Below are 12,763 nucleotides of genomic sequence, written 5' to 3' on the forward strand. Positions count from 1 at the left end.
TAAGGCCGCCGATATGGCTAAGGCGCTTTGGCCACCCATTTCCGGATGGCGGAAAACACCCGCTCCCGCTTAATGGGCTTGGAAAGGAAATCATTCATGCCCACGATCCGGCATTCCTCTTTGAAATCGTCCAGGACATTTGCAGAAAGGGCCAGCACCGGAACCGGTGAAAGGCCTTTTTGTTTTTCATGGGCGCGGAGCCTTCGGGTGGTCTCGAATCCGTCCATCACCGGCATATTGATATCCATCAGGATTAGATCGTATTTCCCTGGAGAACCGCGATAGGCATCCAGGGCCTCTTTGCCGTTGTCCGCCACATCCACCCGGTATCCGGCCTTGCTCATCATCAGCCGGGTCATCTGCTGGTTCACCGGATTATCTTCCACCAGGAGAATACGGGCACCGGTTTTTATATCCTCGGAAATGGAATGGGCGGTGACCAGCCTGCCCGTCTCAGGGTCCCCGTCCTGCCTGCCGGCGGTGCCCATCAGGCGGGCGGCCATGTCCAAAAGCAGATGCCTCCGGACGGGCTTGGGGATAAATCCCTTGAATCCACAATTCTCGCATATCCGTGCGATGCCCGGATAAGGGGCTGCACAGGCCATCCATGGAAAGGGGGAATCTCCGGGCGACCGGCCGCCCATACAGGCGGCAATATTTTCTGTTCCGGTTTTAAGGGACTTGCCGAAATCCATGATACCCAGATCATAATCCCCCTGAGCATCCGCCCCGGCATCACGGACATGGACCCCCACCCCTGCCGATTCAAGGGCATGGGCAAGAATCCCGGCGGAATCGCTGCCGGCTGAAACCAAAAGAATCTGCTTTCCCTCAAGGCCTGCCGGCTTTACCATCGGGCCATGGGTGGCCTCACTGTATTCCAGGCAGGTATTAAAATAAAAGACAGAGCCCTTGCCCAGAACAGATTCCACCCGGATGTCTCCGCCCATCTTCCGGGCAATATTCCTTGAAATGGCCAGTCCAAGGCCGGTGCCGCTGTGACGGCGCACCACATCTGCTTCGGACTGGACAAATGGCTTGAATATGGCGTCAAGGTGCTCAGGGGCAATGCCGGTCCCGGTATCGGTTACCGCCACCCTGAGCATGGTATGCCTGTCCCCGGCCGGAGTGGCATCCAATTCCAGTGAAATACTGCCTTTGGCGGTAAACTTTACGGCATTGCCCAAAAGATTCAATAGAATCTGCCGGAACCTGTGGGGGTCGCCGATGACTTTTGCCGGCACATCCTCGGAAATCCTGCAGACCAGCTCCACACTGGATTCGTCCACCTGGGTACGGATCACGTCGATGATGTCAAAACAGAGCACCTCCGGATCAAAGGGCAGATACTCCAGATGCAGTTTGCCGGATTCCACCTTTGAAAAATCAAGGATATCGTCGACCACCGCCAGAAGGGTGTCGCAGGAAAATTTTGCGCTTTCCAGAAAGGATCTCTGCTCCTCATCCAGGGCCGTATCCATGAGCATATCCGTGTACCCCACAATCCCGTTGAGGGGGGTGCGGATCTCGTGGCTCATGGCGGCCAGAAAATAGGTCTTGGCCCTTGAGGCCTCTTCTGCCTCCCGGGCCAGGCGCCCGGACTCCTCCATGGCGTTTCGGAGCTGCTCGTTGGTATTCTTCAGGTCAATGAGATGGCGTTTTTCCCTGGAGATCCGCTGGATCCTGGCCAGGGCGGCATTGATCTTAAAGGGCTTGGTCATGTAGTCCGAAGCGCCGGCATCCATGATATCCACGTAGGAATACTGGGCCGCATGTCCGGTCATAATGATGAAATCAATATCCGGATACCTGGCCTTCACCAGCTTAAGCAGATCAATACCGTCCATGCCGGGCATTGAAATATCGGAGATGACCAGATCGACCCCGGGAGAATCTTCCGAACGGATCATCTCCCAGGCGGTTTCGGCATCTTTGGCGTCCAGGCAGAAGAACCCGGACCGGGCCAGGGCCTTTGTCAGAAGCATCCTTAAACTGGCCTCGTCGTCCACCACCAGAATATTCCGGATGGAAGATTCCGCCGCGGCATCCCCGGGGCCTTTTGCCCAGTCATTTGCCGGGGCCGGTCGGCTATCCTGGTCCTCCGGCGGTATGCCGCCTGTAGTGGCGGCAGGTATGTCTGTCGGCTTAGTCATTCACCCGTTCGACATATTCCCGAGAACGGGTATCCACCCGGATCATCTGTCCTTCGTTGACAAAGGGCGGCACCTGGAGTTCAAACCCGGTTTCAAGGGTGGCGGGCTTGGTGTCCCCGGTGGCGGTATCCCCTTTGGCCCAGGGTTCGGCAGTGACCACTTGAAGGACGACAAAATTGGGCAGGGTGACGCCGATGGGATTGCCGTTGTGCAGCAATACGGTACATACGGTATTGTCCTTGAGCAGGTCGGTGCAGTCCCCAATCTGGTCTTTGGTCAGAAAGATCTGTTCGTAGTTGGTGGAATTCATGAAACACCAGGTATCCTGGTCGGAATATAGGTATTCCATATCCACTTCTTCAAGGTCGGCTTTTTCAAACTTGTCACCGGATCTGTAGGTCCGTTCAAACTGGGCGCCGGTAATCATATTTTTGAGTTTGCACTTGTACAGGGACTGGCCCTTGCCCGGCTTTTTAAACTCAAAGCCCACAATCACGTGGGGATCACCGTCTAGTTCCAGTTTAAGGCCTTTTCTCAAATCACTGGCTAAATACATTATTTCTCCTAAAATTCAGGGGTTAGAAATTGATATTAATCTTATATAAAAGTGCCCATAATAAACCACAATACGGGCATATTGGCAAGATCCCTTTAAAAACAACTTGCTTTTTGCCGCCATTTATAGGAAAATTCGCTGATTTAGAGTTTAACCCTTTCAGGAAAGCATCATGATCATAGTAATTGATTTTGGATCACAGTTTAACCAGCTTATTGCCAGGCGGGTCAGGGAAAATAACGTATACTGCCAGGTGGAGCCGGCGGATATCTCCCTTGACAAGATTAAAGAAATGAATCCGGTGGGGATCATCCTTTCCGGCGGCCCCTCTTCCATTTACGAAGAGAACAGCCCTCAGATCGATGCAGGGATTTTTGATTTGGGCATTCCGGTGCTGGGCATCTGCTACGGCATGCAGTTCATGGTCCACACCCTGGGCGGCACCATTGAACGGGCTGAAAAACGGGAATACGGTTTCGCAGAACTGCAGCTCAAGGAATCCGGCCATCTGTTCAAGGATATGGAAGATTCATTCCAGTGCTGGATGAGCCACGGCGATTCCGCCAAAACCCTTCCCGACGGATTTGTGACCACCGCCTCCACGGAAAATACCGAAATCGCCGCCATTGCCGACCACGCCAGGAAATTCTACGGCCTCCAGCTCCACCCCGAAGTGGAGCACTCGGTGAACGGATCCCTGATGATCCGCCATTTCCTCTTTGATATCTGCGGATGCGAAAAGAACTGGACCATGAAGTCCTTCTGCGACGGTGCGGTTGCCCAGATCAAGGACGCCGTCGGAGACAAAAAAGTCATCATGGGACTGTCCGGCGGCGTGGATTCCTCGGTTGCCGCGACCCTGATTCACAAGGCCGTGGGCAAAAACCTGCACTGCATTTTCGTGAACAACGGGTTGCTGCGCCACAATGAACAGGAACAACTTGAAATCAGCCTCACCCAGAACCTGGACATGAACATTAAGTTTGTGGATGCCAGGGAAAAATTCCTAACCGCCCTTGAAGGGGTGACCGATCCTGAACAGAAGCGAAAAATAATCGGAAAACTCTTCATCGAGGTATTTGATGCAGAGGCTAAAAAAATCGAAGGGGCCGAGTTTCTCGGACAGGGCACCCTTTACCCGGATATCATCGAATCCAAATCCGCATTCGGCGGCCCCACCTCCATTATCAAGTCCCATCACAACGTGGGGGGCCTGCCAGAGGAGATGAACCTAAAGCTTATCGAACCCCTCCAGTTGCTCTTTAAAGACGAGGTCAGAAAACTGGGCCTTGAAATGGGCATCAACGAAGACCTGATCTGGCGCCAGCCCTTCCCAGGCCCCGGCCTTGCCATCCGGATCATGGGAGATATCACCGAAGAACGACTGGATATTCTGAGAAAAGCCGATACCATTCTGCTGGATGAAATCCGGAAAGCCGGGCTCTACCGCAAGCTGTGGCAATCCTTTGTGGTTCTGCTTCCGGTCAAGAGTGTCGGCGTCATGGGGGACCAGCGGACCTTTGCCAATTGCGTCGCCGTTCGCGCGGTAACATCCAACGATGCCATGACTGCCGATTGGGCCAAGCTTCCCCACGACCTGCTGGGCAAAATCTCCAACCGCATCATCAATGAAGTGGACAAGATCAACCGGGTGGTATTCGACATCACGTCCAAACCTCCGGGAACCATAGAATGGGAATAAGGGTCAGGCCCTGAAGGCGATAGACCCGGCCGGCCCGGACGTTCATCCGGGCCGGTCTGCAACGATCCAATAAGAGCGCAGGACAAACCCGTTTAATCTGTATTAAATAAAAAACCGCCAGGGAATAGAAACAGGACGCAGCACAAATGAACCAGAACAGCCTCGGAAACTACAGAAGCGACATTTCCAACCTGTCTGATGAGCCTGAAAAAAAAAAGGCGGCCGGAGATGATATCCAGGCCGCCATGTACCACCAGGAAGTCAACACCCTTAAAATAGAAAAGCTCTCCCAGCGGATCACCATTATCTCCATCATCATTCCCTGCATCATCATCGCCATCCTGGCCTTTGCCTATATCGACATGAAAGAGAGGGTGGTGGATGTGGATGAAACCCAGGGAAGCCATGTTGAGCAGATTGCCAGGACATTGGAGGAGAAGCTCAATGCCCTGGACGTCCGCATTGCCAAAGCCACCTTTGACCTGGACGAAAAACTGGCGCTCATTGAAGAAAAAAGCAAGACCCTGGAAAACCAGGCCGCCAAAATATCCTCTTCCAAGGCCGACCTCAAATCCGTAGAAACGGCCCTGGCAAAGATCGAAAAGAGAATAAAGGCCAACGCCGGACAGGACAAATCCACCCTGGCCGCCATTGAACGGGTCAAAAAGCAGCTCCAGACCGCCATAAAGAAGAACAATGACCAGTTCAAAACGGCTTCGGGAAAAATCAAAGAAGAAATCCAGTTGTTCAAAGAAGAATTTGACGCCCGGCTGCTTGAATTGTCCGCCTACGAACAGGAGATTGCCGCACTCACGAAATCCACCGGGCTCCTGGACAAAAAGATCAAGACCCTGAAATCGGATATTGAAAAAGCCTTCGACCAAAAGATGGACAGCAGACTGGCCACCCTGAAACAATCTCTGGAGAAATCCATTAAAGGTGTGGAAGACAAAATAAAGGCACAGAAGGCCGCCGCTCCCAAAGCAGCACCTGCCGCCAAGCCTAAAGCCAAACCCGCAGCAAAAAAGACGCAGGCCGCAGCCCCAAAGCCTGCCCCCGAACCCAAACTGCCCGAACCCAAACTGCCCGAACCCAAACTGCCCGAGCCCGTGGCACCGCCCGTGTCCACCACCCCTTCGGGCATCTCAGAGCAGAATCTCACACAATAGACCCGATCATTTACCATGGGCATGTTGCCACCCAACAAAACCGGCAGAATTGATACTGAAAATTTCCTTGCCGGACCTGTCAGGGATTTCAGTGCCGCCTACATGGCTGTGAAATACCTGGCGGACCATATCCGGAACCACCCTGAAACCATTACCGGCACAACCATAGAGGTGCTGGCCGGGGTCATCGAATCCAGCCGCTTCCAGAAACAGAAACAGGTGCTTTTCCTTTACGGTGAAGCCGCCGACGCCATGGTATCCATGGCCATCCTGCCCCAGTTTCCGGTGTCAGCCCCCATTATCCCCCGCCTGCTGGCCATGCTGGACCGGGCCCAGGGCAAACGCCTCAGGGCGGTCTCCCAGGCCCTTGGCCGCCTGCCCGTATCCTTTACCCAGGAATTGGCCCTCCCCGGACCGGATACTGATGCGCCGGAACCGGCCATGGAAATAGACTTTGATACCCTTGCCGGGGCCCTGGCCTGTCGTCGGGAGGTATCCTTTGCCTGGAAGGGCAGAAGCCTGGCTTTGAAAACCGGCCAAACAATTCTGGGAATTATCAAATTTGCCCATTCGCCGGAAAATATAAGGGAACTGCTTTCAGAAGCCATATGGATGGAGCAGTTGAATGACAGCCTTCCCCAGCCCGGGGTTGCCCTGCCCCGCCCCTTTCAGCTCAGGGGCAGACTCCTGTTCAAACTCTCAGGCAACCTTCCCCCGGGCGGGCCCGCCAGTATTAAGAAGGGGATATGCATCGCCTTTATCCCCTGCCCCGGGTATTACGATTATCCCAACCATCACCCGGAACGTTTCACCCCGGACCTGCTTAAAGCCATTTTTTTTAAAAATGCCGAATTTTTAGGCCGGCTCAGCCGCGCAGGGGTGTTTCATACCGCCCTGATCCCCCTGTTCCACAACCGGGTGCAGCGAAACAGACGCAACGACAACGGGGCCTATTTATGGGAACACGGCGGGCGGCTGGACCAATGGCTGGACTCCTGCCGGTTTCCCAACTTCGCCGCCTCCGGCCCCAGGGATTTCGAACACCTTGATGCCACTGCCGCCAGCAGCGGCAGCGGCAAGCTCAGGCATTATATCGGGGAACACCTGCTCAGCTTCATACTGGTTATCGGCAGCTGCTTTCGGAATAAAGCCCCCGCCCGCCGGGGCAGAGACGGAGACAACCGCCCCTGTGATACCCGGGATCTTTTCCACCTGCCCCTGTTTTCCGAACTGGTCAACGGTGTATGCCGTGCTTATTTCAAGGGACTGGTGGACCGCCCCTGCCCACCTGACACTCTTCTTGCACCAAGAAATCTGATTCAGGCATTGATCAGCGCCATGGGAAAGGATGAACACATGGAGGAGGTGCTCAGGGTCAGGGACCAGGAAGTTATGGATGACGCGGCCTTCAAAACCTTTTTAACGGAACGGGGTCTCAATCCGGATATGGAAAAGGGTCTGGCGGATATCGTGCTGGAAACCGGCCCCCACCTGGGGGGATTTAACCGGCCGATCTCCGTTCCCATGCTCATCGACCAATTGTTCCGGTTTTCAGCATTCTGCACGGCCCACTGCTATCTGGAGGGAAGGCAACAGGCGGGGGCTGACGCATTACCGGACCAGCAGCCGGTCTCCCGGGTGGATCATCTTTTTGTATGAAAATTTATTGAGCCGCAGCAGGGACGACAGAGTCATTTTATACTGGGTGGCGATTCCCGTGAGGCTCTCCCCCGGCCGGACCACATGTATTTTCACACTTTCCTGGGCCTTCCAGGCCCTGTGGAGGGCTGTAAAATTTTCTTTAAATCCTTTTTCTTTTCCTTTGGGCACCAGGACCGTTCCGCTGCCGCCGGTCAGGTAGTACCCCCGGATATCCGGATTATAATCCTTAAGGGTTTTAAACGAAATTCCAGCAGATTTGGCGATGATGGAGAGGGGAATATCCCCGTCCACGGAAAAATTGAGTTTTGAATAGGTAAACACCGGATAAAGATCCTGGGGGGTCAGACCGAAACCATAGGCTTCCGGATGTTCTATAATCAGCTTTGCCGCCACAATTTTCAACAGATACCGCTGGGTCTCCAGGGGCAGGTACAAGGAAAAGAAATCTTTGGTTTCCTGGGCCTCTATTTCACGATTCAGCCCAAACTCCCCCATATTATAAGCGGCAATGGCCAGAAGATAGGAGCCGAATTGGGTTTTGAGTTTTTCAAAATACCGGCAGGCCGCTTCTGTGGATTTAAACAGATTCTTCCGCTGGTCTACTTTATTATCGATTCTCAGGCCGTAGCGTTTGCCTGTACTTTTCAGAAACTGCCAATAACCGACGGCCCCCTTCCCGGACCGGCTGTGGGGAAGCAGGGCGCTTTCAACAATGGGCAGGTATTTCAGATCATCGGGCAGTTTTTCCTTTTTCAGAATCCGCTCGATGTGGGGAAAATACCGGTGGGCCCGTTTAAGCCAGAGCACCACCTGGGGACGGTTCCACACCGACAGCATCATCTCTTTTTCCAGCCGCTCCCGGATTTCCGCCACCTCATAGGGAATTTTTTCGCCGCAGAGCCGTATCACGCCGGAAAACCGGGTGATTTCCACCAATGTGGGGATGTGGCTTCTGACGATGGGCTTACTTACTTTTTCACCGGCCTGGCCGGGTGCTGCAGACAGCATCAGGCATATAAGAACGGCCGGGATTATTAATCGGTTCATGGGGGTTTCTCCGAAATCTGGGCAATTGAAAATACCTGGGTATCATGGCATCATCCCCGGAAAAAATCAAGAATGCCGGGATTGATTATGGCGGCACCGCCTTTTCAAATCCCTGCGGATATGCCATAATGCCCCAGGCAAGTAACGATAAAAAAAACGGTAGACATTTGATACCTTTTATAAAACAGTTGGCCAAAACGGCCGGGCAGATATGCCTTGAGGGCCGTGCCCAACTCACAACCGCCGACCTGACATTCAAATCCCCTAAAGACCTGGTCACCGCAACAGATAAAGCCGTGGAGGGCTTTCTGGTCAAAGAAATCCGTACAGCCTTTCCGGACCACGCCATCATTGGAGAAGAGACAGGAACCACTGCCGGCACCGGAGAATACCGCTGGATCATTGATCCCATAGACGGCACCACCTCCTTTGTCCATGAACAGCCTTTTTATGCGGTCAGCATCGGCCTCGAAAAAGAAGGGAAACGGGTGGCCGGCATCGTCTATGCCCCGGTACTGGATCAGATGTTCTGGGCTGAAACCGGCAGAGGCGCTTTTTTGAACGGCCGTCCCATAGGGGTCTCCACCACCCGGAAACTCACCGACGCCGTCATGGCCACCGGCTTCGCCTGCCTCAGATCCGGCATGGCGGACAACAACCTCCCCCACTTTAACAGAATTGTACCGCAGCTCAGGGATATCCGAAGATACGGATCAGCCGCCCTGGATCTTTGTTACACCGCCTGCGGCCGCCTTGACGGGTACTGGGAAATGAATCTCAATCTCTACGATATTGCAGCCGGAGTGGTCATACTAGAAGAGGCTGGCGGAAAGGTAAGCGATTTTGCAGGGGCAAACAACTACCCCGAAAAAGGAATTGTTGCAGCCAATCCCCATTTACACGGACAGTTGATCACCTGCCTGAACCCCAAACAGTGAAAACCCAATGAATATTCTTTTCACCCTTATATTTACCCTAAGCATTGCAGGCGCTGCTGCCTGGGGGTATTATAACCAGTTATCGGTAATCGGTTATATTATCAGCCTGGCAGTGGCTGGATTCATCGGATCCAGCCTCATTGCGCTGATATTTGTTTATCTTTATTTTTACCAGACCGAGACTGCACCCGAACAGGGGGAGCCCCCGGCCCCGCCGGCAGCACCCATTGCCCATATTGATCCAAAGGAGATTAAACAGATAGAAAAATGAATATCCAATGGTTCCCCGGCCATATGCTGGAAACAAAAAACCAGTTGAAAAATTCCATTGCCCGAGTGGATGTCATCCTGGAAATCCTTGACGCAAGACTGCCTGTTGCCAGTGCCAACCCATACGTCAACCGGCTGGGACAGGAAAAAGCCCGGCTCAAAGTACTCAACAAAGCAGATCTGGCCGACCCCGAAGTCACCGGCCAATGGATTGAGTATTTTAATTCTGAAATGAATCTGCCGGCCATTGCCATCCAGGGCACCCTGCCGGACCAAGCAGCCCTGGCCCTGGACCGCTGCGTCTCCCTTGTGCAGCGCAACCGGGCAAGAAAAGTGAAAGTCATGGTGGTGGGCATTCCCAACACCGGCAAATCCACCATGCTCAACACCCTGGCGGGTAAAAAGGTGGCCAAAACAGGAAATGTGCCGGCGGTGACCCGGCACCAGCAGCGGACCAGCCTGCCCAACAACATTGATATCTACGACACCCCCGGCATCCTCTGGCCGGTGATCGAACCCAAAGAAAGGGCGCTGGCCCTGGCCGCCTCCGGTGCCATTTCAGATACAGCCGTGGACTACCATGAAATCGCATTTTATGCGGTGGGCCTGCTTATGGCACGATACCCCGGCAACCTTCTTGCCCGGTATGATTTTTTTGACCGGCTCCCGTCAGATACCCAGGAACTGATTGATGCCGTCGGCCGGGCCAGGGGATGCCTGAAAAAAGGTGGAATCATCAACTACCAGAAAGCGTCCGAACTCATTATCCGGGAACTGAGATCCGGAAAAATCGGACGGATCAGCTTTGAAACTCCAAAGGATACGGAATCAGCCAATGAAACCAGCTCTTAAGTACTTTCGCCGCTGCCGGACAGCCCTTCTCGGTCTCATCATACTCCTTTACATTACCGGTGGAACCCTTTTTGCCGCCCAGGCAAGTGTGGCGCCGACGGCCCAGCAGAGCCGTCAGTGCAGAAGCATTATCCAGGCCCTTGAACGGGCCCATTTTACCGGTAAAAAAATGGACAAGGCCATGTCCGCCATGGTTTTTGACCGGTATATCAAAAACCTGGATCCGGCCCGGCACCTGCTGACCCATATGGACATGGATGAATTCCAGCCCTTAAAACACCTGATGTACAGGTATGTGCAAAAAGGTGATCTGGGCCCTGCATTTGAAATTTTCAACATCTACCAGGCCAGACGCCTCCAGCGGCTGGACTATATTCTGGCATCCATCAAGACCTGGGAAACCGATCTTGATTTTACCCTTAACGAAGAACTTGTCATTGATACGGACATCCAGCGATTTGTACCGGCCCCTTCCGATCTGAACCTATTGTGGAAAAAAGAACTGAAAAACCATATCATTTCCCTGAAGCTGGACGGAAAGGACAATCCTGAAATCACTGAAACCCTTGAAAAAATCTACACCAGCCGCAGGAACCGGCTGGAACAGGTACAGGGACGGGACGTATTCCAGATCTTCATGAATGCTGTTACGGCCTGCTTTGATCCCCACACCCAGTATTTCCCGCCCCGGGTGTCCGAGGATTTCGATATCCAGATGAGCCTGTCCCTGGAAGGGATCGGCGCCGTGCTCCAGAACGAGTACGAATATACCAAGGTGGTCCGGCTCATCCCCAAGGGGCCGGCCGACAAATCCCACCTGCTCATGCCCGGGGACAAAATCATCGGGGTGGGCCAGGGAACCCAGGGTGAGATCAAAGATACCATCGGACAGCGAATTGACGATGTGGTCAAACTGATCCGGGGGCCCAAGGATACCTTTGTGCGCCTGAAAATCATTCCGGCCAAAAACGCCAATGACACCGCCACCATCAGCATCAAACGGGACAAGGTCAAACTTGAGGAACAGTCAGCCAAAAAGAGAGTAGTTGAAGTGGCCTCCCTGGGCAAAACCTATAAAATCGGCATCATTGAGATACCCAATTTTTATATTGATTTCCAGGCCTACCACCGGGGGGATAAGGATTATAAAAGCACCAGCCGGGATGTGGAAAAGCTGCTGGGAGAACTTAAAGAGGAAAAAATCGACGGCCTGATTGTGGATCTTCGGGACAACGGCGGCGGCGCACTCAAAGAGGCCAACGACCTTACCGGCCTGTTTCTTAAATCCGGCCCCACCGTACAGATCAAAACCAAGCACCGGATATCCCGGCTTTACGACCAGGACCCGGCCATCGTATATACCGGCCCCCTTGTTGTCCTGATCAACCGCATGTCTGCCTCGGCCTCTGAAATTTTTGCAGGGGCCATCAAAGACTATAACCGCGGGATCATTGTGGGCAGCCGCAGCTTCGGCAAAGGAACGGTTCAGGAGCTAAAACCCCTTGGAGAGGGACGGCTCAAGCTCACTTCGGCCAAATTTTACAGGATATCTGGAAAAAGCACCCAGCACAAGGGGGTTGAACCGGACATCCACTTTCCCAGAATCTACAATGTTGAGGATATCGGAGAAAGTGCCTTTGAGGGGGCCCTGCTCTGGGACCGCATTACCGCCACCCCGTATCATGCCTATCGCCCCATTCGTCCCATGTTCAACGCATTGGAACAAGAGTATGCGTCCAGGGAGGGCAAAGACCCTGGAATGGCCTACCTGAAACAGCGCATTGACATGGCCAACCGTCTGGGCAGCATCCAGCGCCTCTCACTGAACCTTGAAAACCGCTCCCAGATGGATAAGGATCAGTCCCGGCAGGAACTGACCATGGAGAATCAGTTCAGGGCGCATAAAGGCGAAGCCCCCGTGGAGAACCTTGAAGATACCCATACCACCGTCAAGGAATTCAACGAAATCCTGATGGGACAGACCGAGTATCTGGCCGCCGACTACATCAGACTGAGCCGGCAGCTGGGTTACACCTGGTAGTACAATACCTTAACCTGAAAATGAATTAACCAGAGAAAAAGGAGAATAACATGGCCATTGCAAGCGCACGCCATATCCTTGTTGACAGCGAAGAGTTCTGCCAAGAACTGATTGACAAAATCAACGGCGGTGAAGACTTTGCCGAACTTGCCAAACAGCATTCAAAATGCCCTTCCGGAGCCAGAGGCGGCGATCTTGGGAAATTCGGACCGGGACAGATGGTGCCCGAGTTCGACCGGGTTGTATTTAATGAAAGCGTCGGGGAAGCCCACGGCCCCGTTAAGACCAACTTTGGCTACCACATCGTGGAAATTACAAGCCGCACCGAATAGGCGCTGTTCCCGGAGGCGGCTGACCGCCTCCGGGGCTCGCC

At 53.6% G+C, this 12,763-nt stretch carries 11 protein-coding genes; 8 read left to right on the forward strand and 3 right to left on the reverse strand.

Annotation, left to right across the window (positions count from 1 at the left end; genetic code table 11):
- Positions 1–17 precede the first annotated feature (17 nt).
- Both HUN04_02120 and efp read right to left on the reverse strand, forming a co-directional pair.
- On the reverse strand, positions 18–2,153 hold the full coding sequence (locus HUN04_02120; protein WDP88601.1) for a response regulator: 2,136 nt from the start codon (positions 2,151–2,153) through the stop codon (positions 18–20).
- Positions 2,146–2,709, reverse strand: coding sequence for an elongation factor P (gene efp / locus HUN04_02125; GenBank protein ID WDP88602.1), 564 nt, complete (start codon positions 2,707–2,709; stop codon positions 2,146–2,148). Before efp ends, HUN04_02120 begins: the two co-directional genes overlap by 8 nt.
- 172 nt (positions 2,710–2,881) lie before the next feature.
- Between efp and guaA the strand changes: the two genes are divergently transcribed.
- From guaA to HUN04_02140, 3 genes are all read left to right on the forward strand, one after another.
- Positions 2,882–4,411, forward strand: a complete 1,530-nt coding sequence (gene guaA / locus HUN04_02130; GenBank protein ID WDP88603.1) for a glutamine-hydrolyzing GMP synthase — start codon at positions 2,882–2,884, stop codon at positions 4,409–4,411.
- Between the two features lie 146 nt (positions 4,412–4,557).
- Positions 4,558–5,580, forward strand: a complete 1,023-nt coding sequence (locus HUN04_02135) for a hypothetical protein (protein ID WDP88604.1) — start codon at positions 4,558–4,560, stop codon at positions 5,578–5,580.
- 15 nt (positions 5,581–5,595) lie between these two features.
- Positions 5,596–7,239 (forward strand): SidJ-related pseudokinase, encoded by a 1,644-nt coding sequence (locus HUN04_02140; GenBank protein WDP88605.1) that lies wholly within the window; start codon positions 5,596–5,598, stop codon positions 7,237–7,239.
- Here the strand turns inward: HUN04_02140 and HUN04_02145 are convergent.
- Positions 7,192–8,289: a transglycosylase SLT domain-containing protein gene (locus HUN04_02145; protein ID WDP88606.1), complete on the reverse strand. Its 1,098-nt coding sequence runs from the start codon at positions 8,287–8,289 to the stop codon at positions 7,192–7,194. The genes HUN04_02140 and HUN04_02145 overlap by 48 nt on opposite strands.
- A 128-nt stretch (positions 8,290–8,417) precedes the next feature.
- Between HUN04_02145 and HUN04_02150 the strand changes: the two genes are divergently transcribed.
- From HUN04_02150 to HUN04_02170, 5 genes are read left to right on the forward strand one after another with little or no spacing between them, the layout of a single operon-like run.
- On the forward strand, positions 8,418–9,227 hold the full coding sequence (locus HUN04_02150; GenBank protein ID WDP93131.1) for an inositol monophosphatase: 810 nt from the start codon (positions 8,418–8,420) through the stop codon (positions 9,225–9,227).
- Positions 9,228–9,234: 7 nt separating this feature from the next.
- Positions 9,235–9,498, forward strand: coding sequence for a hypothetical protein (locus tag HUN04_02155; protein ID WDP88607.1), 264 nt, complete (start codon positions 9,235–9,237; stop codon positions 9,496–9,498).
- A complete protein-coding gene (ylqF, locus tag HUN04_02160) occupies positions 9,495–10,349 on the forward strand; it encodes a ribosome biogenesis GTPase YlqF (GenBank protein ID WDP88608.1) in 855 nt (284 codons plus the stop codon). Before HUN04_02155 ends, ylqF begins: the two co-directional genes overlap by 4 nt.
- Positions 10,333–12,390 (forward strand): carboxy terminal-processing peptidase, encoded by a 2,058-nt coding sequence (locus HUN04_02165; protein ID WDP88609.1) that lies wholly within the window; start codon positions 10,333–10,335, stop codon positions 12,388–12,390. Before ylqF ends, HUN04_02165 begins: the two co-directional genes overlap by 17 nt.
- A gap of 50 nt (positions 12,391–12,440) precedes the next feature.
- Entirely contained in the window at positions 12,441–12,722 is a 282-nt protein-coding gene (locus HUN04_02170) for a peptidylprolyl isomerase (GenBank protein ID WDP88610.1), read from the forward strand.
- Positions 12,723–12,763: the final 41 nt, after the last annotated feature.

This window comes from Desulfobacter sp. (assembly GCA_028768525.1).
GTDB lineage: Bacteria > Desulfobacterota > Desulfobacteria > Desulfobacterales > Desulfobacteraceae > Desulfobacter.